The following is a 23,871-nucleotide window of genomic DNA, read 5'->3' as shown; positions in this document are numbered from 1 at the left end:
TTTCGGCTTTTTTATTTGCACGTTATTATTGTTTTTTTAATTATGTGCATGAAATTGCAGGGGATAAATTATTCTTGTTTTTTCTTTTATGCGTAAGAAAGTATATAAAATATCCAAAAATATTTTAAAAAAGGAATTTTTTGATTGGTTTTTGAGCTAAATTGGATTTGGAACGGTCTATTAGGCTTGTTGCGGAATGTTGTTTAATTGCCATTGTTTTAATTTTTCTCGGTATTCATCCCACACACATGGGCAACAACTACCACCACCACAACATTCATCTGGGGCCGGCTTTTGGGGTTTTGGCTCAGCCTGTTGTATAGGTGTGTTCATTTTTAATACTGAAAAATAATTACGAATAGAGTATGAAGAATAAAACAAAAACTAATATAAGTAAATTATGCTTTGTGAACTTCGCATGCTGTGTGAAAATAGCCAAATGCGATTATACAAAGTTATTCATCGAGCCCCATTCAGAGTGGCTAAAATTACCAAAAAGCGTCAGACCCTACGTTTCAAGCGCGCTATGGTAGCACTTAAAATCGCACTTGCCCAAGAAAAGCAAGAAACAAAAGAGATGCTTCATATCTATAGGCGATACACTCAAGGTCTAGCTACTAAAGAAGAGTTACATACAGCGAATGAGCAATTTTTAGATATTTTAAAAGGGCTCGGTTTAGGTGTCTTTGCTGTATTGCCATTTTCACCTATCACCATTCCTTTAGTTGTTAAACTAGGGCAATGGGTCGGTGTTGATGTTTTACCTAGTTCGTTCAATATGAACCGCTCAATTAAAGAGCTTGATCAACAAGTCGAAAAAGAAGAAAAAGAGAAGCAAAACAAACACTGATTTGGTTTTGCTTATCTGATTTTGCCTATACCTTTTGTACCAAGTTATTGGTATGCTTAATTACCTTTTCTTTATATCGAGTCGTTTAATGAGTTCATTAATTCGCCATTCTTCTACGGGAATTCCCCTTTCATTTATTGCTAAAGCTGACCTAGCAACGTGGTTAACCAAGCAACCACAAGCTTTACAAAACTGGCTAACAAATTGTGATTTTAAAAACAAAGGCATCGCGCTAGTTGCAGATAGTGAATCAGGTTCGCTTGAGCATGTTTATTGTTTAGTTAATGATTTACATGACTTTTGGTTAGCGGGTGACTTATCAACAAAACTGCCAGCGGGTTGCTACCAAATTCAAGGTGATGATAGTTTTGTCGAACAGGTTGCACTTGGTTTTGTACTAGGTGGTTATGAGTTTAGTGAATATAAAGAAAAACCATCACCTCGTGCCACACTTGCCATTCAAGACGAATCTTTAGTTAAGCGTTTATCGCAGCATGCAAGTGCGATTAATTTAGTCCGTGATCTAGTTAATACGCCTGCTGCAGATATGATGCCGCAACATCTGTCTCAAGTGATGGCAGATTTAGCAGACACCTTTGATGGTGAGTTTAGCGAGTGGGTTGGTGATGAATTATTAGAGCAAAATTACCCAACGATCCACATGGTTGGTCGCGCATCTGAGAATAAACCGCGTTTACTTGATTTACGTTGGGGTGCAAAAGATGCTCCGCAGATCACCTTAGTAGGTAAGGGTGTGTGCTTTGATTCTGGTGGTTTAGATTTAAAACCAAGTTCAGGCATGCGCAACATGAAAAAAGACATGGGCGGTGCTGCGCATGTTATTGGCCTTGCACAGTTAATTATGGCTGCCAACTTACCAATTCGCTTACGAGTATTGGTACCTGCGGTTGAAAATGCGGTTTCTCGTAATGCATTTAGACCCGGTGATGTGATCAAAACACGCAAAGGGATCACTGTAGAAATTGATAACACGGACGCTGAAGGTCGTTTAGTACTGTGCGATGCACTTGCTGAAGCGCAAAACGACAACCCAGAGCTGATTGTTGACTTTGCAACCCTAACAGGTGCTTGTCGTATCGCTTTAGGGACTGAATTGCCGGGCTTTTTCGCAAATGACCGAGATGTTGCGAACAAATTAATGGATGCCGGCGAAAGCTGTCATGATCCAATTTGGCAATTACCGTTATTTGATCAATACAAAGCATTATTAAAAAGCGACATAGCTGACATTGCCAACTGTGCATCAAGCCCATTCGGCGGTGCAATCACTGCTGCGCTTTATTTAAAAGAGTTTGTCGAGCCAAGCACGCCGTGGGTTCATTTTGATGTGATGGCTTGGAACTTACGTTCATTACCAGGTCGTCCTGCAGGCGGTGAAGCACTGGGTATTCGCGCCGTGTTTAACTACCTACAAGATCGCTTTCAATAATCTAGAGTTGGTAAAGCTCTAACGGTAAATCATCGGGATCGGCAAAAAACGTAAATTGCTTCCCGGTGATTTCATCCACTCTTATTTCTTCAACTGAAATACCTTGCTGCTCTAAATATTCCTTAGAGTTTGCAATGTCGGCAACTTTAAATGCTAAATGTCGAAGCCCTTGTGCCTCTGGATAGCTGGGTCTTTGTGGCGCTCCGGGAAACGAAAACAATTCTAATTGGCTGCCATCAGGAAGTGCTAAATCTAATTTAAACGAGTCACGTTCCGCGCGGTATAGCTCGTGAATAATCGGCAGTTTTAATACTTCACTATAAAAATGCTTGGATTTCTCGTAATTACTACAGATGATTGCAGCGTGATGGATGCCTAATAATTCCACGATCGATTCCTTTTATGCTCATAAAAAAACGCGGACTAAGCCGCGCTTTTCTATTAATGAGTGCAGTTTTTTATTCTGCCGCTTTACATGCCGCAACAGCCGGTGCAACAAGTTCAAGACCTGTTTTATCACACTCAGGTAGAGCTGCATCAGATACCGCAATTGGTGTCACGCGCTCGCCCCATTTAATGTAACTTGCCGCCCACGTTAAGCCTGCACCAAATGCCGCTGACATAATGTTTGAGTTTGGCTTGATTAGGCCTTGTTCAACAGCTTCACAAATTGCAATCGCAATTGTCGCAGCAGACGTATTACCGTAATCGGCAATGTTCACCATGACTTTTTCGTCAGCTACTTTCAAGCGTTGCTGAATAGCTTGGATAATACGTAAGTTTGCTTGGTGAGGAACTAATACGTCAATATCATCAAGCTGTAATTGTGCTTGGTTTAGCACGTCATCACAGGCTTCACTCATACCTTTAACAGCACGCTTGAAGATTTCACGACCTTCGAATAACAAGTTAGACGGGCCAATTGGCTCGTATTTATTTAAATCGCTACCAAAGTTTTCGATGTGTAAGATATCGCGATCTTCACTGTCACAGCCTGTTTTAGTTGCAAGTAAACCAGATGGTGTATCTGAAGCTTCTAATACAACCGCACCGGCACCATCACCAAATAATACAGCACTGTCGCGACGCGCCCAGTTGATGTACCAAGTCATGCGCTCAGCAGCAATAACGACCGCTTTTTTGATCATACCTGCGCGAATTTGTGCCGTTGCTGCTTGTAATGCATATAAAAAGCCTGAACATGCAGCGTTAGTATCCATTGCTGCTGCGCCAACCGCACCAATATTTTTCTGCACTAAAGAGGCCGTATTTGCCACCATAGTTGATGGTGTACAAGTCGCAAGAAGTACAAGATCAATGTCTTTACCATCAACACCAGCACAAGCAAGAGCTTGCTTTGCGGCAACTGTTGCTAAATCGGCAGTAGAAACATGGCTGACACGGCGAGATTTGATGCCTGTACGTGTTGTGATCCATTCATCATTGGTATCAACAATATTGCTAATTTCATCATTGCTGATGCTTGCTGGTGGTATACATTTACCCCAGCCAGTAATTTGGGCATAAGACATAATGTGTTCTCTTTATGTGGTCAGACTTGTTAAATTTTCCAGAAGTTATATCAAAATTCACTTGTTAACACTAGTTCATTGCTGCGCTATGTCGTAAATAATGGCATTTACTCAGTATTTAAGTTAAACCTAGTATAAAAAAGAGGCGATTATGAAAAAAATAAACCTAAAAATAAGCACATTATCGGTACTATCTTTATTATCAGCGTTTGCGGTCAATGCACAAACAATGCTTATATATGCTGGAAAGGTGCTGGTAGGCACGGAACAAGATGTCAAAGAACAACAAACACTGGTTATTGAAGATAGTAAAATTGCTGCAATAAAAGCAGGCTATTTAACAAAGCAGCAGTTAAACCTGAGTGATGCAGATATTATTGATTTAAAAAATCAGATGGTATTGCCGGGTCTGATTGATATGCATGTTCATGTTACTTTTGAGCGTGATGCAAAACGTAACCCACATCAGTGGACAACTGAATACGAAGCTGACTTTGCACTTCGTTCTTTAAAGTACTTACAACGTACAGTTGATGCAGGTTTTACCTCTGTGCGTGACCTAGGTAGTAGCTATCAAGTTATCTTCCCATTAAAGCGAGCGGTTGAACGTGGCGACATTGTTGGCCCGCGCATTTTTGCAGCAGGAGATATGATCACACCGACCGGTGGCCACGGTGATATGCATGGTTATCGTCGTGATATTACCAAAGCAACAGAAGGGGGTGGCTTGGGTGTGTGTGATGGCGCTGATGATTGTACTCGTGCAGTGCGTGATGTAATCAAAAGTGGTGCCGATGTGATTAAAATTACCGCCACAGGTGGTGTTTTAAGTAATACCGTCGCGGGTGTGAACCAGCAATTTACAGATGAAGAGCTCAGTGCCATTGTTAACACGGCTCATCATTTAGGCCGTAAAGTCACCGCTCATGCTCATGGCACAGAAGGTATAAAAGCAGCACTTAGAGCGGGGGTTGATTCAATCGAACATGGCTCTTTTTTAGATAAAGACACGGTAAAGCTTTTCAAAAAGCAAGACGCGTATTTAGTTCCAACGTTACTCGCTGGCGCTACAGTAAAAGAAGAAGTACTAAATAACCCAAATATGCCAAAAGCGATTGCTGATAAAGTCGAAGTAGTCGCCCCAAAAATGGAAGCATCGTTTAAATTAGCGTTAAAAAACAACGTTAAAATAGCCTTCGGTACTGATTCTGGCGTATCTAAGCATGGTGATAATGCTAAAGAGTTTGAGTTATTAGTTAAATATGGCATGACACCAAAGCAAGCAATTAAATCAGCTACCGTCGAAGCTGCTAAACTATTAGGTCAAAGTGAAAGCCTTGGTGACTTGAGTGTTGGTAAACAAGCAGATATTATCAGCGTAAATATGAATGTGCTTGATAACATTAGTGAACTTAGTCAGGTTCAGTTTGTTATGAAGGGCGGTAAAGTGCTCAAACAGTAAGGGTTACTATGGGCGGTAAAATTAAAGAGACGTTATTTAATCATTTAATTGATGCAGAACGACAGCTTCTTGAGCCAGAGGTTCGGCAATCTGCTGAAGCGCTTGATGCATTACTAGATGATGATTTTATTGAAATAGCCGCTGATGGCACGTCATTTAATAAGTTCCAAGTTTTAACCCGCCTACCAACTGAGGTGGTACCGCAGTTTTATAATCAACATTTTAAAGGTCGTATGCTCAGTGACGATGTTGCACAGCTGAGCTATCAAGCGGCCTTTAGACGTTCTGCTCGCTCAGAGTTTAACTACTCAGTGCGTATGTCACTGTGGCGTTTTAATGGTAAACAATGGCAAATGGTGTTTCATCAAGGAACGCCTTGTGCTGTTTTTACTATTTCTATGGACGATGATTAAGCTTTAAAGAGTCCGTTATGCAAACCGATCCGGCGATAAGTCGCCTGCTAATTTTAAGAAGCGCCGCAATCGCTGTGCAGTTTTTTGCTGTGATAGCGGTGTATTTTTTATTTGAATACCAAATTCCCTTACTGCCTTTACTTGCTGTTATTTGTGTTGAAGCAATCTTTCAGCTGTTAAGTATATTTGCTTATAGAAAAGTAACGAAAGCCAAGCCTGCTGCTGTGTTGATGCAGTTGACAGCAGATTTACTGTTTTTAACTATTTTGCTCTCCTTAAGTGGCGGGGCAACCAATGCGTTTGTTTCGCTATTGCTGTTACCAATAATGATAGCGGCGGTGTCTGTTAATGCAAAAGGGCTTGCTTACACGGCCGTGCTTGCAATCGCCGCTTATAGTTTTTTACTGATTAAAATGCCAGAACACACCATGCACCAAATGCAGATGACTCATCACTTTATTGGTATGTGGATTAACTTTGTTATCAGCGCCATTGTTATTGCCTTTGTAATTGGTACATTAAATAGCACATTAAGAGCGAGAGAAACCACCATTGCACGCACTCGTGAGCAACAATTAAGGCATGAGCAGTTATTAACACTTGATGGCGCAGCAGCACAAGTAACCCACCAGCTTGCAACGCCGATAGCAAACTTACAGCTGTTATTTGAAGAGCTTAAAGAGCAACAAGCTAATGACCCCATTGTGCAAGAAATGGCTAAGCCATTAGCACAGTGTAAAGAGCAACTTGAGCACTTTAGGTCACTTTCAAATGCACTAAGAACCGGTGAAACACAACAAGTGATTAGCGCTAAAACACTACAAAACACCATTCAAGATGCGATGACACTGCATTTTCCAGAGCAAAGCTTAGAGTGGCTAAATAACGCCCCTGAATGCTCGATTTTAAGTGATGCCATGCTGTTGCCAGCTATTTTAAACTTACTGCAAAACGCCGTAGCGGCAAACAACCACAATCAGCAACACAACATTGAGGCTAAGTGGCAAATCGATAAGCAAACACTTTCATTGTCGTTGCGTGATTTCGGTCAAGGCTTTAGCGAGCAACAAATGGCATCATTAGGCGGTCAGCTCATGCCAAGTAGCGATGGAATGGGAATGGCAGTTATGCTTTCTAATGTCACCTTAGAGCGCTTAAATGGCTCATTAACACTCAGTAATCACCCACAGCAAGGTGCGATTGCGATGGTTAGTTTAAAAATTGTATGAAACTCTTAATTATTGAAGACGATGCAAACCTTGCCAGCACGCTTGCAAGGCGCTTTACAAAACAAGGCTTCACATGTTCACTTGCTCATAACGCTGAGCAAGCTTTACAACAAATAACCACTTTTGAGGCAAGCCACTTTTTGGTGGATTTAAAACTCGGGGATGATAACGGGCTTGCGCTAATTAAACCCTTAAGAGAACAATTTCCTTCAGCGCGTATCGTATTACTTACTGGGTTTGCAAGTATTGCCAGTGCGGTAGAAGCGATACGACTCGGTGCAGATGACTACTTACCAAAGCCTGTCGATTTTAATTCATTGTTAAAAACAATTTTGGGTGATGTTGAAGCAGGCGTTTCGTTTGAAAGCACAGAGCCAAGCCAAATAATGTCTCCAGAGCGCCTTGAGTGGGAGCATATTCAACATGTTTTGCATAGCAACAATGGTAATATCTCTGAAACTGCGCGCCAACTGAATATGCACAGAAGAACCCTACAACGTAAATTACAGAAAAAACCCGTACAACACTAAATTGATTGTTTATTAAACTGAAATAATGCAGGATTTAATGCAAAAGTATGGTTTAAGTGTAAATGGGTACAAATCTAAACCTTTTTGATTTGCCGCATCGCTGATCCTTAACTAAAGTCAAATTAACCCTGTTAGTTGTATGAGTCTGGTGTATGCATTTTTCTGAACTTAACTTCTTCGCGATTTTTTTTGCTGCCCTTGCATCTTTCCTATTGGGCGCTGTGTGGTATTCACCTTGGCTTTTTAAACGTATTTGGATGGAAAGCTGTGGTTTAACTGAGCTTGACCTGCAAAGTATCAACCCGGTTATGGTGTTTGGTGGCAGCTTTGTTTTATGTTGTTTAATTGCCTTTAGTTTATCGTTATTTATTGGTGCAAATGTCAATGTGGGAGTGGCCGTAGGCACTGGCTTTATTATTGGCTTGTGTTGGGTAAGCTGTGCTTTAGGGATTGGTTATCTCTTCGAACAACGCCCATTAAAATTGTTTTTAGTTAATGCAAGTTATTCAATATTACAGTTTTCTATTATCGGCTTAGTTTTGGGGCTCTGGCCTTAACATGGTAAAGTAAGGTTTTAATTTAGCAATGTAGTTGTCATGGCAAAACCTAACAAAAAAGGCCCGACTAAAACGGTCGATATTTTTTGCTCTCAATGTAAAAGCCAATTATTTAAATACCGCAAAGGTGGAAAGGGCGCGTTGGTTAAATGTTTTGTCGAACGCATAAGCCAAGACTTTACCAATGAAACCGGCACATGCCCTGACTGCCAACGTCAATTCGCCCGCGAAACCATGATCCGCGGTGCACCTGCTCTAAAAATCATCGGTGGTAAGGTGACCCATAAATAGAGTTAAAATACGGACATTTATCCTCGTTTCTCCCTCATGCTCTGATACTATTGACCGGTTTGCTGTTTCAATGAATGAAAACAACCCTCCCCATGGATTGGGCCAGTTGTATGGGTATAAACACATGAACAAAATGGATTCACGCACGTGATAGCACTTTTATTTGATATTATTGGCATGACAGGCACATTCTTAGTGGTTGGTGCTTTCTTTTTATTACAACTGAATAAAGCATCGCCAACTGGCCTTGTGTATAACATGATGAACTTAACAGGTGCAATCCTGTTACTGATTAGCCTTTGTTATAACTTTAACCTTGCTAGTTTTGTTATCGAAATATTCTGGATAGCGGCGTCACTTATTGGTTTATATAAGTACATCAAAGCAAAGCGTACTGGAAATGTTGAAACAGCTTAATTAAGCTTAACTCAATAAAATTAAAACCCATTTTTAGCTGAAAGTGGGTTTTTTTGTATCCACTTCCGAGAACTCTTCAACTAAAACTATAAAAACATTGCAAGCTTGCCAATCTTTTGTATTAATAGTGTAAACAAGGTGTTGCTTTTGCAGCATAGGCTATTAGTACAGGTATCTCGCGACGTGAAGCTTTTAAGATGTTCAGCACTTTTTTCAATTGCAGTTGCCTCAACCATTCCACTGGTTGCAAACGCAACAGACGAGCAAGACTTATTCTCTTTAAGTTTTGAAGACTTGCTTGATGTTCAAGTCGATATTGCTAGTAAAACCAGCGAAACCCTGTCTTCTGTTCCCTCGACAATGAGTGTATTTAGTCGTAAACAAATTCAAGCACTTGGTGTTGATAACGCTTATGAAGTAATGAATTTTGTGCCAGGTATGCAATCAACCCGTGGTGATTGGGTTGGTGCCGTGCCTAAAGATCATGCTCGGGGAGTGTATCTTGATAGCGGTAATGTACTGGTGATGATCAATGGTGAGCGAGTCAATGAATCATCATTTGGTAAAGCCTCTGTTTACATGCCTTATATTCCTATTGAAGTGATCGAAAAAATAGAGTTTATTCGCGGCCCCGGCTCGGCGCTATATGGCAGTAATGCGTTTTTAGGGGTGATGAATATTGTTACCTCTAAAGAACGAAACGCACTGCAATTTGTGGTTGGCAGCAATGGTCGCTATGGGGCAACAGGGCAGTTTAATACCTCCTTTAGTGATGATACATCACTCTTTGCGAGTATTTCTTATGATCAAAAAGACGGCGAAAGCTATCCGCAAGGGGTAAAAGATCCTCTTGAGGCGCTTTACTTAGAAGCGGGTGTTGATTACAAAAAGCTTAAACTACGCGCACGCTACAACGAAACCTCTCTTGATGAATTTTTAAACCTTGCTGGCTATTCAACACAAAACCAACACACCAGTGATAACACCTTTGTTGGCATTAAATATAACTGGGTTAATAACGATAAGTTAAAACTAGACTCTAGTTACTCGTACACCAAACATAATATCTCAAGTGCTGGTTTAATCGCTGCATTTGACGATATACCTGACTTTTTACTTGGCCCAGCTTGGCAAACAACTGATAGCAAATTTGAGACTGAACTGAGTTATCAGTTTGAAAATCAATGGCAGCTTGCTGCGGGTATAGAATACGCAGAGGCTAAACAAGTCGAAGCAGGGGTGCGTACTAGTTACTATGATGATGAGTCGATGTTAGTCATTATTGATCCAGCTTATTATCAGCAAGGTATCGTGACTGTGATGGACTTTCCTGAATTTGCATCACTTAAGTATACCTTCGAAACATATAGCGCCTACGGGCAGTTAAAAATTCCATATTCAGATGCACTTACTTTATTTGTAGGGGCACGCTATGACGATGTGAAAGACATCGACAGTAAATTCTCGCCTCGTCTTGCCGCTGTTTACGTTATAAATCCTAAGCATACTGTGAAAGTACAATATGGCGAATCGTTCAGAACTCCGGTTACTAATGAGCTTTTTTCAAATGATGATGTCACCGTAGGCAACCCGTCACTTCGCTCTGAGTCGGTAAAAACGACTGAGCTTGTTTGGCATTATCAAACCTCAGAGTTACAAGCTAATGCTGTGCTTTTTTATAATGAACTCAATGATTTTATTAACATTGAGCCAACGCAATCTACGGACGCTTTGTTTACATTTGCAAACTCATTTAATACCCAAAACAGTGGTATCGAGCTTGATGGCACTTGGCAATCAAGTAAAGAGTTCTCTGTAACGGGCACTTATACGCAATACTTTGAAGATCCAATTAATGCGAGCTTTAAACGTTTTGCAAGCTTAGTGAGCAGTTATAACTTATCTGACAGCTGGCAAGTGAGTTTAAACCTATTGTGGCGTGATAAAGTAGAGGTAAGTTCGGTAACGGGTGCTCATTTTAAACAGTCGGCCTATAGCTTAGTCGGTGGTAGTTTAAAATGGCAGCTAAACGCCAACAGCCAACTCATGCTGAAAGCAGAAAACCTATTCGGCAAAAAATATAACGTGTTTGATCCACGAATGGACAATGGCGCAGTCGCTGGTACAAGCGAAGATTTATCGTTACACTACCAATTCAATTTCTAGTTGCGCTGCTCGCAAAGGTTTGAATGTCGTCATTAAGTAAAAAGTTAGTTATTGCAGGTGCAATGCTTTTGTTGTTGCTTGTGTTAGTTTTTTACGTTGGACGCGCTCACGATTATCAACAAGCAGAGCAACAAAGTCGCGTACAAGCGACTCAGTTAAGTCATTATTTTTCAAGTGAATTAGCCCGATTTAAAACCATTCCTACCCTAGTGAGCGCCAATGATTTAGTTAAATCCTTTGTTGTAAAGAAAGGGATTGGCGAGCAAGCCGTTAATTATTATTTAGAAGATATTCAACGTGCCAGTGGTGCATCTGATGTCTATTTGATGGATTTAACAGGCTCAGTTGTGGCAAGTAGTAACTGGCAGGTTGATTACACCTTTTTGGGCAGCAACTTTGCTTTTCGACCTTATTTTTATTTAGCCAAGCAAGGTGAAAAGGTTGCTTATTTTGCTTTAGGCATGCGCTCAAGTGAGCGAGGCATATACTTTTCAGAGCCGGTTATTGATAAAGGTAACGTTATTGCCGTTGTCACTTTAAAAGTGAATGCGAAAAAGTTTGAACAAGACCGTCAGCTACTTAATGCATCAGACAGCACCCATTTTTATATCGCATTAGAAGACAGTGTTATTGTGATGTCAGACGTTGAGGATTGGCGCTTAAAAGCACTGACACCACTTAATGATGAGCAAATGGCCGCTTTGATTAAGTCGCGGCGCTACTTGTCTCATAAACCGAGTTTACTGGCTTATACTAATAAGCCCCTAAGTGAACAAACCGCTCAGCAAAATATTCAACTTGATAGCAAACAAGCGCGCTTTATCAGCGCTTCAGAAAAAATAGCGATTATTAACGCAAAAGCTAGTGTGCTGGTGGATGTGACTAATGTGGAAATTGCACAAATTCCAAGGCTTTTGTGGTTTAGTGTGTTTTATGTCATTGCGGTGGTGTTAATTCATATGGCAATGGTGCGTTTTGCGGGCTATAAAAAGCTACTGTTTTCCAGACACAGCCTTGAGCAAGAAGTGATCGAGCGAACTCAAGCGCTCGAAAAAGCCCAAAAAGCACTGATCCAAACAGCCAAGCTTGCAACGATAGGTCAATTAAGTGCGGGCATTAACCATGAAATCAATCAGCCATTAAGTGCCATGAATACATATTTAGTGAGTGCAAAGAGGCTGCTTATTAAAGGCAATATTGAGCAAGCCAGTGAAAATTTAGTGCTGGTGCAATCTCTAATAGAGCGTGTTCACAAAATTGTCGCGCAGCTTAAGCACTTTAGTAAACCTGCGCAAACTCAATTGAGGCAGCAAAGTTTAGCGAGCATGTTAAAGAATGCATTAATGATTGCCAGCGCTCAACTTAAGCAAGACGATATCGAGGTAAAAGCCGCTGATATTGATGCAAACATCACCGTGTGGGTCGACAGCGTTAAGTTTGAACAAGTCTTGGTAAACGTGATCACCAATGCCAGCCAAGCAATGAGTGAATCTAAAAAGCGCGAATTGAGTTTCGAGCTCGAACTATTCGACGACCGCGTAAAACTCTCTATTCTTGATACGGGTCCGGGTATTGATCAACACGCATTAGGTAACATCTTTGAGCCATTTTACAGTACTAAAACCAGCAACGGTTTAGGTTTGGGCTTATCTATTTCACGGCAAATTATCGACTCATTCAATGGTCGATTATCTGCGCACAACCGCCCTGAAGGCGGCGCACAATTTATAATAACCTTACAAACAAATAAGGAACCCTCATGAGTGTAGTTGCAGCGACCTGTAATCAGGTAATCGTTATTGATGACGAAGCGGTGATCCGCGATTCATTAAAGCAACTCCTTGAGATTGAAGGTTATCAAGTTCAGTGTTTTAGTGAGCCAACGGCGGCACTTTCAAAATTGAGTCGTCGTTTTGAAGGGATTGTTTTAAGCGATATAAACATGCCCAAAATGGACGGTTTGGCATTTTTAGAACAAGTTAAAGCCTTTGATAGCGAACTGCCGGTTATTTTTCTTACCGGCTTTGCTGATGTATCTGTGGCCGTTAAAGCCATGCAACTTGGCGCATATGATTTATTTGAAAAGCCACTGACAGAGCAATTGTTAGACTGTATCGCGCGCGCTTCAGAAAAACGTGCTTTAGTGATGGAAAACCGAGCCTTAAAAATTGCTGTAGAGAAAACCTCTGCACCGGGTGTGCGAATTTTAGGTGAAACCGAGCAAATGCAACAAATGATGCATTTACTCAATGCGGTAATCGATACTCCCGCCGATGTGCTTATAGAAGGTGAAACAGGCACGGGTAAGGAGTTAGTCGCTCGTTACTTGCACGATCAAAGTAATAGATCAGCGGCTAATTTTGTTGCCATAAACTGTGGTGCAATCCCTGAGCAACTTATCGAAAGCGAACTCTTTGGTGCAGCCAGTGGCGCATACACTGGGGCAACACAATCTCGCCAAGGTAAGTTTGAATTTGCCAAAGGCGGCACTGTCTTTTTAGATGAAATAGAGTCAACGCCAGCAAGTTTACAAGTAAAGTTATTAAGGGTACTTGAAGAGCGAAAAGTAACGCCTGTAGGTGATAATCATGCTATTGATTTAGACGTGCGTATTGTTGCTGCCACCAAAGTTGATTTAATGAGCTTAGTTGAAGCAGGGGAGTTCAGAGCTGATTTATATTACCGCTTAAACTTAGTGAAAGTGAGCATCCCGGCATTACGCGATAGAAAAGCTGATATTCCACTGCTGTTTAAGCATTTTAGCTCGATAGCAGCGACACGTTTTCATAAACCACCTGCACCTCTGAGTAGTGAAGCAAAGCAGCGGCTCCTTGCATATGATTGGCCGGGAAATGTGCGAGAGCTTAGAAATCAGGCTGAGCGTGCGGTATTGCTAGGTTCTGATCTGGCTTTTGCTTCTTATAGTGATACAAACAATGAAAACGAACTTGCTCAGGATTTAAGTCTTGCCGAGAAGATTAGCTTTTATGAGCAATCACTTATCGAAGAAGCGCTAGAACGAAACAACGGCAGCATAAAAGACACCATGGTCACATTACAAATTGCACGTAAAACCCTCTACGACAAGATGACCAAATACGGTATTAATCGCGAAATGTTCAAAGATTAAACAAACCTCTCACATTAAACGCTTCACAATGGGTGGAACTGGTGACAGCATATTTTTAAAATGTGTGGATATCCACCCATAAAAGCCAGCCTAAAAAATGTCAATTAAGTTAGTTCGTTGTTATTTAACAGCTTTTTCAAAATTAACTAAGTTGGCAACCAACTTGCCTTAATAGTTAGGAACAACAATTTGAACCTAATAAGGGGCGCATAATGACAACAATATTCACTCATACAAAAACACGTGTAGCAGCGGCAGTAGTGTTAGCGAGCACAGCAGGCTCAGCAATGGCAGCAGATTACGCGGTATATGGTAAAGCAGAAGTTCAAATAGCAAACACAGATACAGGCGTTATGCGTTATGCAGAAGAGGGTACTCAAATAGAAGCCCCTTTCTCACGCATTGGTATTAAAGGTAGCCACAAATTAACTGAGTCGCTTAAAGCCGTATTCAAATACGAAGTACAAGTAAAAGGCTTTGAGCATGATGATACTGATGAGCCATTTTCAGCTCGTAATACCTACTTAGGCATTGCAGGCGATTTTGGTGAAGTCGTTGTAGGCCGTAACGACACGCGATTTAAATACTCAGAAGGTAAAGTAGACGGTTTTAACGAAACCCAAGCAGATATTGCACAGCTGATCCCAGGTCAAGATCGTATCGGCGATACCATTACTTACAGCTCAAAAACGTATGGTGGCGCATCACTTGCGCTAACTTATGCACCAAAAGATGATAGCAGCAATGATGAATCTGGTTATGCTGCAACGGTTATTTATGGTGACCGTGCATTAAAATCTAAAGACTACTATGTTGCTATCAGCCATGTTGATGCACTAAATAAGTTAACAGCAAGCCGTGTGGTTGCCGCATGGAAACATGAAAACCTACAGTTAGCAGGTTTATTCCAACGCAGTGAATCTACCGACGGTACGAAAGAAGGCAATGGCTATGCAATTAGTGCAAGCTACGCAATCGATAAATGGGTACCAAAACTGCAATACGTTAAAGATGACTCAAAGATTCGCCATGCTGAAGAAGGTAAACAATGGACAGCAGGTGTTGACTATAACTTCGATAAACAAACTACAGCATACTTATTCTATACTGATTTAGATTTAGAACTTGAATCAGACAACAGCGTTGCACTTGGCCTTAAATACAAGTTCTAAGGAGTCGGTATGTCATTAGTAAATCAAACAAAAGATGGCTCACAGCCACGCCCATTAATGAGCACAGTAATGTTACTGCTAGGCCCATTAGTGATGTTATTAACGTGCTTAATTGATCCACCAGCGGGTATGAGTGTACCAGCACTTCGTACCGCAGGCCTTGCTTTTTGGATGGCTTCTTGGTGGGTGAGTGAAGTTGTGCCAATTCCTGCAACTTCATTATTGCCACTGGTTATATCACCTCTTGCTGATATTGCAGCAATCAAAGGGGTCGCGTCACCTTATGCACACCCTTTGATCTTTTTATTCTTAGGCGGCTTTTTGATCTCAATCGCGATGGAGCGTTGGGGTTTACATAAGCGCATTGCACTTAATACTATGCTTCGTGCTGGTACTAAGCCAAGCCTACAAATTTTAGCCATGATGTTAGTAACGGCATTTTTATCAATGTGGATGTCAAATACAGCGACCGCTGTGATGATGTTACCGATTGCTATGTCGATTACTATGTTGGTTAAACAGTCTAACCCTGATAATGACCAATTTGGTAAAGCATTGTTATTATCAATTGCTTACGGTGCAAGTATCGGTGGTATTGCTACTTTAATTGGTACACCACCCAATGCATTAATGGCTGCGTATTTATCAGACAGCTACAAGATTGATATTGGTTTTGCACAGTGGATGAAAGTCGGTGTACCACTTGCAACCGTGATGCTTATTTTATGCTGGGTGTGGCTAACTAAATTTGCCTACAAAGTAGATACACAATGTGCAAAAGCAGCGAGTAAAGATACTAAATCGTTATTCTTATCGCAGTTACAAGAGCTTGGTGCAATGCAACGCGCTGAAAAAGGCGTAGCAGCCGTGTTTATTTTAGCGGCAGTATGCTGGATCTTCAGACCTGTACTTGCCGACTTATCGGGCTTGAAAATCTCTGATACCGGTATTGCTATAGCGGCAGCATTATTGCTGTTCGTGTTACCAGCAAACAAAGGTGATGGTGAGCGTATTCTTGATTGGGAAAGTGCCGCTAAAGTACCTTGGGGCGTGTTGCTATTATTCGGTGGTGGTTTAACACTGGCTGCGCAAATTAAATCTTCAGGTCTTGCTGAATACATTGCTCACATGATTGAAGGGGCGAGTGCAATTCCATTGGTATTAAGTGTACTTGCAGTGGCAACCCTTATTACTTTCTTAACTGAGATCACCAGTAACACAGCCACAGCTGCAGGTTTCTTACCACTATTAGGCCCAGTTGCTGAGTCAGTATTTGGTACACCGCTTGTATGGGTTATTCCAGCGGCTATTGCATGTAGCTGTGCGTTTATGATGCCAGTTGCGACGCCGCCGAATGCGATAGTGTTTGGCTCTGGGCAAATACAAATGCGCGATATGATCCGCTCTGGTTTTGCACTGAACATTATTGCTATTGCGATGATCACATTAGTGACCATGACTATTGCTGCAGTAGTGTTTGGTTTTTAGTTAAGCCTTTAAGTTTTCAACCTATTCCAACCAATAACAGCGCTCACTTTGAGCGCTGTTTTTACATTTATTAAGTTGCTCAGATAAATTTAGCTCGTTATAGTGGCTAAAATCGTTTATCAAGAGATGATGTTTTGACTGATATACACGCACAATTACAGATCGAATTTATAAAACTCAATAACGCCTTTTTGGCAGAGCCTTATTTAGCGATTGATAAGCGTATTAAGCTGTTAAAAACGATAAAATCCCGCCTTATAGACAATGAGCAAGCTCTAGTTGGAGCAACAAGCAAAGACTTTGGTTACCGTACTGAGTTCGATACGGTACTGGGTGATTTACTGCCAACGGTAAAATCATTAACTGACATTATTAAGCGCTTACCAAAATGGTCGCGCAACGAATCACGCAGTGTGGGTATAAGCTTATGGCCTTCATCGGCACATATTCATTATCAGCCTAAAGGAATCGTGGGTGTTATTGCGCCGTGGAATTACCCAATTCAATTAGCATTAGTACCGGCAATTAGTGCATTAGCGGCGGGTAATCGCGTGATGTTAAAACTGAGCGAATTCACCCCACATACCAATGCTGTTATTAAGCAGATAATGGACGGTGACGTTGCTGAGCACTGCATTATTATTGAAGGCGAAGCCGACACCGCGGCTGCGTTTTGTGATTTACCTTTGGCTCATTTACTGTTTACTGGCTCTACATCAGTAGGGCGTAAAGTGATGCAAGCGGCCAGTAAAAACCTCACTCCGGTTACCCTTGAGTTAGGCGGTAAATCACCGGTTGTGATTCTTGATGATGTGAATATTAAAGAGGCTGCAAAAACCCTGTTATTTGGAAAGTTAAACAATGCAGGGCAAATATGTGTTGCGCCTGATTATGTGTTTGTGCCGAAAAAGCTTGAGCACCAGTTAGTTTTACAGCTATGCGAGCTTTATAAAAAGCATTTTAAACACGGTGTTGAAGGTAAGAACCTAACGTCTATTGTCTCTGATAGGCAGTATCAACGTTTAATTGCGACATTAAATGATGCAAAAGACAAAGGGGCTCAAGTATTCGAGCCAATAGAAGGGCACCAAGTCGATGAACTTAAACATCGCATGGGTTTGCATATTTTAACGCAAGTAAATGATGATATGCAGGTAATGCAAGATGAGATCTTTGGTCCTTTACTGCCAATTATGAGTTATGAATCACTGCAGCAGGTGGTCGACACTATTAATGCCGGTTCATCACCTCTTGCCTTATACATTTTGGGTCATGACAAAGACAAAATCAGTAAGTTAAGCTCATCAATCAGAAGCGGTACATTGGCAATTAACGATGTATTAATGCAGGTAACAGCCGATCAGTTACCATTTGGTGGTATTGGTGAGTCAGGGATGGGGCACTATCATGGTGTTGAAGGCTTTAAAACCTTTAGCCATGCACGAAATACCCTAGTATCAGGTAAGTTTAATCCACGTACCAGCTTATTGTTAAAGCAAAATAAGTTGCTGATCAAACTATTAAAATGGATGTACTTGCGCCGTTAAGCGCAAGTACACTGCTTGTTTATAGACGCCCGTCAGGTGCGTATAAACCAGCCTGAATTTTTGCATAAATCGCGTCAGCTTTTTCTTTCGCAGCTTCAATTTCTGCTGGCATCATATTGCGCTCATCAAGCTTACGGCTATGGCTTGCATCCATGTTGCCGTTGTATTCCGCAATGGTATTCCAAATGTATGATTTCTCGAGGTTCTTAGGTACTCCTAAACCTTCATAATACATCAAGGCCATATTGAATTGAGCAAGAGTAAAGTTATTCGCTGCCGCCTTTTGGTACCAGCTGAGTGCTGTGCGGTAATCTTGAATTACCCCTTCGCCATTGGCGTACATAACCCCTAAATTAAACTGCGCTGCTGGGTGATTTTTTTGTGATGCCATTTCATATAATGAAATTGCTTTTTCTTTATCAAGTTTGACACCTTTACCTTCTTGATAAAGTACACCCAATGCAAACATTGAATCAGCATGTACTTTTTTTACTGCCTTTTCATACAACTCTGCCGCTTTACGGTAGTCGCGTTGTACACCAAAGCCACCTTCGTACATTTTAGCAAGCTCATACATTGCAGGGGCGTAACCTTTGTCTGCAAGGTAATTAAATTCATGAAGCGCTTCTTCAAAACGACCTTCATTTGCCGCTAATTGGGCATCTTCAAGACTGGCATTTGCTAAAGGTGACAAGATTAACGTGCTAGCGAGCAATAGTGATTTTAAATTAGGCTTGATCATAGTCTGCCTCCAAATGTGTGTTAGGTATCAATAACAAAGCATTCAGCTATTGATAAAATGCATTGCCAAACAGCCACTGAGCAAAACATCACTTTCAGTTTAGACCCAACAGCTGCAAATGCCCAATTTATAGACAGCGGCAAGCTTTGCAATTAACAAGTAGGCTTAAGATACAGATTTTACAGAAAAATTAAAGAAATAAAAAAAGCCCGTAGCGGGCTTTTTCGTGTCATATCTACCGTCACCGATATGAGCAATGTAGCAAGTAAAGTGTAACGTTTTATGTCTATGTTTGGGTCGAGGAAACAGACGACAATCAAGAGTTACGTCTTGAACTAACTTGGCAAAACAGCATCAAAGCCTTTAACAGTATGATGTTGCTGTGAGAATAGTTTAGCGAACCAAGTTGTTGATAACGATTATTACTTAGGTTTAATCGTTCGTCAACACCTAAATGATAATTAATTTCATTTAATTGAGGTTGCTGAATTTTTGTTCTTAGTGGTAAGTTTACTTTGTTTTGAAACAGGATTTTAAAAAACTACAATGAAAAAGCTATCAAAGTATCTAATCGTTTTTAGTTTATTGTTTACAGTAGCGGGGTGTTCTCCGAGCTTTACTTACAATAATTTAGGTTGGTTATCAGGATTTTGGATTGATGATTATGTCGATCTCAACAGTGACCAAGCTGATAAATTTGAGCATATTGTTAAAAGCAGCCGCGATTGGCATCGAGAAACACAACTTCCTTTATACAAACGTGATCTTGAAAGCTTAAAGACTATGTTAGATAAGCAAGTTGACCATAACGAACTTAAAGCACACTTTGTTCAAGCAAAGCAGCATTGGCAAACGCTGGTTGATAAAATCGAGCCTGAACTTATCGATTTAGCAAACGCTCTTTCTTATGAACAACGTGTTGAGTTTGTTGCTGCACTGCAAGAAAACATTAACGATGAATACCAAGAGCACGAAGAGAAAACGCCAGAGCAACATAGAAAAGAACGTTTAGAAGAAAACCTTGAAAACTACAAAGAGTGGTTCGGTACAAAGCTTTCTTCACAGCAAAAAACACTGATAGAGAACTCATCAAATACGCGAGTCAGTACATTTTTACTGTGGATGCAGTACAAGCAAAAGCGTTTAGATGCATTAAAAGCGCTATTTATGCAAAAGCAAAAACCAGCAGATTTTGATAGTCAACTCGCTGTTATCATTAATGACCGTTTTGCATTTATGAGCGATGAGTTAGTTGCCGCCGATGATAAAAATCTCGATAACTACGTTAACTTACTATTGGAGCTAAAACCTACATTAACCGATAAACAGCGTCGTAACGTACGCGATGAGTTTGATGAGTTAATTGAAGAGGTCAGTGACTTAATTAATGATTAGCTGCTAGGTGCTCGCTGTGTTTGGACGCACTGTAAACCGCTGCTTCTTAGCATCTTGTACCTCGCAACACATTTTATTATTTGAAAATAAAAGTTAAAAAGTATTAGTTTTTCTGGCGTTTATGTAATCGTTTGCATTTTTATACGAGTTTACTTAATAACTTGTTCCTAAATTTATTGTTTCGCGTTAAAATTAAGCAACGACAACAATAACGAGAAACTGGATGGATATTGGGGCGCTAAGAGGCACTCAAGCTTTACGAAATAACGTTCTTAAATGGATGGGCTTTTGTTTGGGTGTATTGGCTGGAATATTCGCCGGTTTTAATCTTTTTATTAATGACTTTTTTGTCCTTGGGGCATTAGAAGTCTTTTTTGCATCGTTTTGTTTTTATATCTTTTTTTATACTCGAAAACGCAATGGCCATCTTTGGCAGTCGCTTACCTTATGCGTGTTTTTAACGCTACTCATCACATTAGGCACGTATCTCAGTAATGTTAAAAGCTTGCTGTTTATTTGGACTTGCTCATTACCGGTTTTATTTTATCTATTATTAGGTAAACAATATGGCAAAGTCTTGTCTTTGGTCGTTGCTCTGCTGCAAGGCGGGATCCTATTAACCAAATCAAGTCTTGAGCCTCTTAATAGTATTAACTTTTTACTTAATTTTTCGTTTACCTACATCAGTATTTGGGCGGTATCTCATACTTTTGAGAATAGTCGTGCAGAATATGGTAAGCGGCTAGAAAACTTAGCATTACTTGATCCTTTAACCGGGGCAGGGAACCGCTTGGCGATGACCCATTATTTTGAAGTTGAACTAAAAAACAAGAATGGTTTGTTCATCTTAATGCTCGACCTTGATTACTTTAAGAATATTAATGATCAGTATGGTCACGATGTGGGCGATCGTATTTTAATTGAAGTCACCAGTTTCTTTAGGCAACGTATTAGTAAAGGCTACGTATTTCGTATCGGCGGTGAGGAGTTTGCTATCTTCTTACCTGAGAGCGACCCGCAAAGTGCCTATGAATTTGCAGATATGCTGCGCGAACACTTAGCAACAACCATCCACAGCATTGATGAGCAAGCTATTAATTTGACCATTAGTATTGGTGTTGCTTGCTACATGCCAAACCAAACCCTTAAAAACTTTATTAAACGTGCTGACGATGCGCTATACCAAGCAAAACAGCAAGGCCGAAATAGAGTAGTAACGGCTTATGAATTAAGCCAACAAAATAAAGCGAGTTAGTACTTTAAAGTTAACCTTTGTACATAGTGTCAAAGTCAGGAATGTTTGCTTCCCATACTGGAATATCTTTGCCTATGTATTCACGCATAGCATCAAAGAATAAACGTGTTCTTACTGGTAAGTCTCTGTGTGGGTAAACTGCATACACTGCGCTGTAATCGAGTAATTCCATATCGGTTAAAATAGGCACGAGATCGCCACGTTTAACTTCATCGTCAAGAATAAATGCCGGTGCTAGAACATATGCATTGCCTGAGATAGCCTTCATTAAAAGTACTTCGGCATCATTTGCACGAAAAACACTTTTAATATTTTGCTCAATAATATCGCCATCGGCATTACGATAACGAATACCGCCAATGCGTTTACTTGGGCTTGAATAGCTCGCAGCAGGTAGATCTTTTAAATCCTCAACATGTTTTGGCATACCGTAGGTTTCAATAAACTCAGGTGAAGCCAGCAATAACATACGGTTGCGAGCAATTTTACGGGCAATAAATGATGAGTCTTTTGGTTCGCCAACACGAAACGCTAAATCATAGCCTTCTGATACTAAATCAATCAGTCTGTCGTCTAAACGAAGCTCTACTTCAACTTGTGGAAAGCGCTTTTGAAAGTCGTTAATGACTGGTTGAATATAACGCTTACCGATAATACTTGATGAGGTAATTTTTAACGTACCACGGGGTTCTTGGTGGTAATTCTCTGCAAGTCTTACGGTATCAGACAACAAATCTCTAAGTTCGGCTGCCTTTTTTACCATTTCAGCGCCAGCGGCAGTCAACGAAAAAGAACGCGTGGTACGATTTAGTAAACGCACTCCTAATTCATCTTCAAGACGGCTAATTTGTTTTGAAATGACAGAACGGTCTATATTTCTAGACTCTGCAGCTTTAGCAAATGAGCCTCGTTCAATCACTTCAAGCAACATTAATAAGCGGCTGGTGGTATCCATAGCAGTTCCTTAAACTTTATTGGTGCCATTCTGGCATTAAAGAATTTAAAAATCTATCATTTTTATCCGCTAATTAGTTCCGTAACATTGTCTCCAATCTATTAACAGGAGAGTCGTGATGAACAAATCTATTCTTGCAGTGGCTGTGACCATTGCGAGCTTAACGCTTGCAGGGTGTGGCACAGAAGCCAACCAAGCAGCGCAGCAACAGCATTTACAACCTATCGATGTAGCACAAGTACTTGTAAAGCCGGTACAAAATTGGCACACCTATACAACGCGTTTAGAAGCGCCACAAGAAGTTGCGCTAATGCCACGTGTTTCGGGTGTAATTGATAAAATTAACTTTAAAGAAGGCGACAGCGTTAAAGAAGGTGATTTGCTTTTCACCCTTGATGCACGTCCTTTTGCAGCCGTAGTCGATAGCTTAAAAGCGCAAATCGAAAGTGCTAAGGCGGCACTTGAGCAAGCTAAAAGTGAAGCTAAACGTGCAGAGCGCTTAACTGAGCGTAAAGCAATTTCAACGGAGCAAGCTGAGTCTCGTAAATCAACACTAAGACAACGCGAAGCGCAATTGCTAGCGTTACAGGCTGAGCTTACTGCGGCAGAGCTTGATTTAGCATTTACCCAAGTGCGTTCACCCATTGATGGCGTTGTATCGCGTGCGAATATCACCAAAGGTAACAACGTGCTTGCTGGTCAAAGCGTGTTAACAAGCATTGTGTCAAACCAGCAAATGTATGCTTATTTTGATATTGATGAGCGTACGTGGAATCAGTCATTTGCTGATGTAACAGCGCAAAGTGAACAAGCAGTTGTGATGCAAAAAGTGGGTCAAACCAGCTTTAACTACAATGGCAAAATCAACTTCATTGATAACCAAATCAATCAAACGACCGGTACTCTTCGTGTGCGTGCGGTGTTCGAAAACGATGAGCAACAACTGCGTGCAGGTTCATTCGCACGTATTAAGCTTGCCGCAGATAAAGTAAGTGAAAAAGTTATCGTGCCTGAGCGTGCAATTGGGACTGATTTAAAGAATCGCTTTGTACTCACTGTGGGTGAAGGGAATGTTCTTGAATATAAATTAGTGACGGTGGGTGAGCGTTACGGCAGCTTACGCGCGATTACATCGGGTCTAAATGAAAACGATGTGATAGCTGTGAATGGCCCAGCACGTGTTGGCCCTGGTATGCCAATTTCACCAAACACAGTCACTATTAATAGCGATGGAATTGCATTCACTCTTTCAAATAATCACTCAGATTTGGTTGCAAAACAGTAGGGCAA

At 40.9% G+C, this 23,871-nt stretch carries 23 protein-coding genes; 18 read left to right on the top strand and 5 right to left on the bottom strand.

What is annotated here, in order from left to right:
• Positions 1-180: 180 nt before the first annotated feature.
• Positions 181-333, bottom strand: coding sequence for an oxidoreductase-like domain-containing protein (locus P4S60_RS18310; protein ID WP_082401749.1), 153 nt, complete (start codon positions 331-333; stop codon positions 181-183).
• 106 nt (positions 334-439) lie between these two features.
• On the opposite strand from P4S60_RS18310, the gene P4S60_RS18305 reads away from it, so the two are divergent.
• Together P4S60_RS18305 and P4S60_RS18300 are read left to right on the top strand one after the other, a co-directional pair.
• The gene (locus P4S60_RS18305) at positions 440-850 is read left to right on the top strand and encodes a hypothetical protein (RefSeq protein ID WP_105173788.1); all 411 of its coding nucleotides are present in this window, start codon (positions 440-442) and stop codon (positions 848-850) included.
• Between the two features lie 88 nt (positions 851-938).
• Positions 939-2,300 carry a leucyl aminopeptidase family protein gene (locus P4S60_RS18300; protein WP_337116974.1) on the top strand — a complete coding sequence of 454 codons (1,362 nt, stop codon included), beginning with the start codon at positions 939-941 and terminating at the stop codon, positions 2,298-2,300.
• 1 nt (position 2,301) lies between these two features.
• Here the strand turns inward: P4S60_RS18300 and gloA2 are convergent, their stop codons facing one another.
• Entirely contained in the window at positions 2,302-2,688 is a 387-nt protein-coding gene (gene gloA2 / locus P4S60_RS18295) for an SMU1112c/YaeR family gloxylase I-like metalloprotein (protein ID WP_337116973.1), read from the bottom strand.
• 70 nt (positions 2,689-2,758) lie between these two features.
• On the bottom strand, positions 2,759-3,832 hold the full coding sequence (locus P4S60_RS18290; RefSeq protein ID WP_337116972.1) for a ketoacyl-ACP synthase III: 1,074 nt from the start codon (positions 3,830-3,832) through the stop codon (positions 2,759-2,761).
• 151 nt (positions 3,833-3,983) lie between these two features.
• Between P4S60_RS18290 and P4S60_RS18285 the strand changes: the two genes are divergently transcribed.
• From P4S60_RS18285 to P4S60_RS18225, 13 genes are all read left to right on the top strand, one after another.
• Positions 3,984-5,294 (top strand): metal-dependent hydrolase family protein, encoded by a 1,311-nt coding sequence (locus P4S60_RS18285; protein WP_337116971.1) that lies wholly within the window; start codon positions 3,984-3,986, stop codon positions 5,292-5,294.
• Between the two features lie 8 nt (positions 5,295-5,302).
• On the top strand, positions 5,303-5,707 hold the full coding sequence (locus tag P4S60_RS18280; protein ID WP_063703547.1) for a nuclear transport factor 2 family protein: 405 nt from the start codon (positions 5,303-5,305) through the stop codon (positions 5,705-5,707).
• A 17-nt stretch (positions 5,708-5,724) separates the two neighbouring features.
• Entirely contained in the window at positions 5,725-6,936 is a 1,212-nt protein-coding gene (locus P4S60_RS18275; RefSeq protein WP_337116970.1) for a sensor histidine kinase, read from the top strand.
• Complete coding sequence (locus tag P4S60_RS18270) at positions 6,933-7,466, top strand: response regulator transcription factor (RefSeq protein WP_337116969.1); 534 nt, start codon at positions 6,933-6,935, stop codon at positions 7,464-7,466. Before P4S60_RS18275 ends, P4S60_RS18270 begins: the two co-directional genes overlap by 4 nt.
• A 152-nt stretch (positions 7,467-7,618) precedes the next feature.
• Positions 7,619-8,023: a DUF1761 domain-containing protein gene (locus P4S60_RS18265; RefSeq protein ID WP_337116967.1), complete on the top strand. Its 405-nt coding sequence runs from the start codon at positions 7,619-7,621 to the stop codon at positions 8,021-8,023.
• A gap of 39 nt (positions 8,024-8,062) precedes the next feature.
• Complete coding sequence (locus P4S60_RS18260) at positions 8,063-8,314, top strand: hypothetical protein (RefSeq protein WP_105173418.1); 252 nt, start codon at positions 8,063-8,065, stop codon at positions 8,312-8,314.
• A 147-nt stretch (positions 8,315-8,461) separates the two neighbouring features.
• Positions 8,462-8,731 (top strand): CBU_0592 family membrane protein, encoded by a 270-nt coding sequence (locus P4S60_RS18255; protein WP_054552127.1) that lies wholly within the window; start codon positions 8,462-8,464, stop codon positions 8,729-8,731.
• A gap of 147 nt (positions 8,732-8,878) precedes the next feature.
• Positions 8,879-10,897 (top strand): TonB-dependent receptor plug domain-containing protein, encoded by a 2,019-nt coding sequence (locus P4S60_RS18250; protein WP_337116966.1) that lies wholly within the window; start codon positions 8,879-8,881, stop codon positions 10,895-10,897.
• 23 nt (positions 10,898-10,920) lie between these two features.
• The gene (locus P4S60_RS18245; RefSeq protein ID WP_337116965.1) at positions 10,921-12,660 is read left to right on the top strand and encodes a sensor histidine kinase; all 1,740 of its coding nucleotides are present in this window, start codon (positions 10,921-10,923) and stop codon (positions 12,658-12,660) included.
• Positions 12,657-14,027, top strand: a complete 1,371-nt coding sequence (locus tag P4S60_RS18240) for a sigma-54-dependent transcriptional regulator (protein WP_188731447.1) — start codon at positions 12,657-12,659, stop codon at positions 14,025-14,027. The genes P4S60_RS18245 and P4S60_RS18240 overlap by 4 nt, the downstream gene beginning before the upstream one ends.
• Before the next feature lie 212 nt (positions 14,028-14,239).
• Positions 14,240-15,199, top strand: coding sequence for a porin (locus tag P4S60_RS18235; RefSeq protein ID WP_337116964.1), 960 nt, complete (start codon positions 14,240-14,242; stop codon positions 15,197-15,199).
• A 57-nt stretch (positions 15,200-15,256) separates the two neighbouring features.
• Positions 15,257-16,687: an SLC13 family permease gene (locus tag P4S60_RS18230; protein WP_337117526.1), complete on the top strand. Its 1,431-nt coding sequence runs from the start codon at positions 15,257-15,259 to the stop codon at positions 16,685-16,687.
• Positions 16,688-16,821: 134 nt separating this feature from the next.
• Complete coding sequence (locus P4S60_RS18225) at positions 16,822-18,234, top strand: coniferyl aldehyde dehydrogenase (RefSeq protein WP_337116963.1); 1,413 nt, start codon at positions 16,822-16,824, stop codon at positions 18,232-18,234.
• Between the two features lie 19 nt (positions 18,235-18,253).
• Here P4S60_RS18225 and P4S60_RS18220 read toward each other — a convergent pair whose 3' ends face one another.
• Positions 18,254-18,976, bottom strand: coding sequence for a tetratricopeptide repeat protein (locus P4S60_RS18220; protein ID WP_337116962.1), 723 nt, complete (start codon positions 18,974-18,976; stop codon positions 18,254-18,256).
• A 546-nt stretch (positions 18,977-19,522) separates the two neighbouring features.
• Between P4S60_RS18220 and P4S60_RS18215 the strand changes: the two genes are divergently transcribed.
• Both P4S60_RS18215 and P4S60_RS18210 read left to right on the top strand, forming a co-directional pair.
• Positions 19,523-20,371: a DUF6279 family lipoprotein gene (locus tag P4S60_RS18215; RefSeq protein WP_105180259.1), complete on the top strand. Its 849-nt coding sequence runs from the start codon at positions 19,523-19,525 to the stop codon at positions 20,369-20,371.
• 223 nt (positions 20,372-20,594) lie between these two features.
• Positions 20,595-21,626: a GGDEF domain-containing protein gene (locus P4S60_RS18210; protein WP_337116961.1), complete on the top strand. Its 1,032-nt coding sequence runs from the start codon at positions 20,595-20,597 to the stop codon at positions 21,624-21,626.
• 10 nt (positions 21,627-21,636) lie between these two features.
• Here the strand turns inward: P4S60_RS18210 and P4S60_RS18205 are convergent, their stop codons facing one another.
• Complete coding sequence (locus P4S60_RS18205; RefSeq protein WP_274169433.1) at positions 21,637-22,581, bottom strand: LysR family transcriptional regulator; 945 nt, start codon at positions 22,579-22,581, stop codon at positions 21,637-21,639.
• A 118-nt stretch (positions 22,582-22,699) separates the two neighbouring features.
• Here P4S60_RS18205 and P4S60_RS18200 point away from each other — a divergent pair, with 118 nt between their 5' ends.
• Entirely contained in the window at positions 22,700-23,866 is a 1,167-nt protein-coding gene (locus P4S60_RS18200) for an efflux RND transporter periplasmic adaptor subunit (protein WP_337116960.1), read from the top strand.
• The last annotated feature ends 5 nt before the right edge of the window (positions 23,867-23,871 follow it).

The sequence above is a fragment of the Pseudoalteromonas sp. Hal040 genome, assembly GCF_037162425.1.
Lineage (GTDB): Bacteria > Pseudomonadota > Gammaproteobacteria > Enterobacterales > Alteromonadaceae > Pseudoalteromonas > Pseudoalteromonas gelatinilytica.
Note: the sequence above shows the minus strand (reverse complement) of the source record. Positions and strands in the feature narration are given on the sequence as shown.

Bases quoted from the DNA above. Each gene is read 5' to 3' on its own strand.
- P4S60_RS18220 (WP_337116962.1), bottom strand. From the start codon at position 18,976: ATGATCAAGCCTAATTTAAAATCACTATTGCTCGCTAGCACGTTAATC.
- P4S60_RS18265 (WP_337116967.1), top strand. From the start codon at position 7,619: ATGCATTTTTCTGAACTTAACTTCTTCGCGATTTTTTTTGCTGCCCTT.
- P4S60_RS18275 (WP_337116970.1), top strand. From the start codon at position 5,725: ATGCAAACCGATCCGGCGATAAGTCGCCTGCTAATTTTAAGAAGCGCC.
- P4S60_RS18245 (WP_337116965.1), top strand. From the start codon at position 10,921: ATGTCGTCATTAAGTAAAAAGTTAGTTATTGCAGGTGCAATGCTTTTG.
- P4S60_RS18280 (WP_063703547.1), top strand. From the start codon at position 5,303: ATGGGCGGTAAAATTAAAGAGACGTTATTTAATCATTTAATTGATGCA.
- P4S60_RS18200 (WP_337116960.1), top strand. From the start codon at position 22,700: ATGAACAAATCTATTCTTGCAGTGGCTGTGACCATTGCGAGCTTAACG.
- P4S60_RS18210 (WP_337116961.1), top strand. From the start codon at position 20,595: ATGGATATTGGGGCGCTAAGAGGCACTCAAGCTTTACGAAATAACGTT.
- P4S60_RS18260 (WP_105173418.1), top strand. From the start codon at position 8,063: ATGGCAAAACCTAACAAAAAAGGCCCGACTAAAACGGTCGATATTTTT.
- P4S60_RS18305 (WP_105173788.1), top strand. From the start codon at position 440: ATGCGATTATACAAAGTTATTCATCGAGCCCCATTCAGAGTGGCTAAA.
- P4S60_RS18215 (WP_105180259.1), top strand. From the start codon at position 19,523: ATGAAAAAGCTATCAAAGTATCTAATCGTTTTTAGTTTATTGTTTACA.
- P4S60_RS18270 (WP_337116969.1), top strand. From the start codon at position 6,933: ATGAAACTCTTAATTATTGAAGACGATGCAAACCTTGCCAGCACGCTT.
- P4S60_RS18205 (WP_274169433.1), bottom strand. From the start codon at position 22,581: ATGGATACCACCAGCCGCTTATTAATGTTGCTTGAAGTGATTGAACGA.
- P4S60_RS18235 (WP_337116964.1), top strand. From the start codon at position 14,240: ATGACAACAATATTCACTCATACAAAAACACGTGTAGCAGCGGCAGTA.
- P4S60_RS18300 (WP_337116974.1), top strand. From the start codon at position 939: ATGAGTTCATTAATTCGCCATTCTTCTACGGGAATTCCCCTTTCATTT.
- P4S60_RS18310 (WP_082401749.1), bottom strand. From the start codon at position 333: ATGAACACACCTATACAACAGGCTGAGCCAAAACCCCAAAAGCCGGCC.
- P4S60_RS18290 (WP_337116972.1), bottom strand. From the start codon at position 3,832: ATGTCTTATGCCCAAATTACTGGCTGGGGTAAATGTATACCACCAGCA.
- P4S60_RS18240 (WP_188731447.1), top strand. From the start codon at position 12,657: ATGAGTGTAGTTGCAGCGACCTGTAATCAGGTAATCGTTATTGATGAC.
- P4S60_RS18285 (WP_337116971.1), top strand. From the start codon at position 3,984: ATGAAAAAAATAAACCTAAAAATAAGCACATTATCGGTACTATCTTTA.
- P4S60_RS18230 (WP_337117526.1), top strand. From the start codon at position 15,257: ATGAGCACAGTAATGTTACTGCTAGGCCCATTAGTGATGTTATTAACG.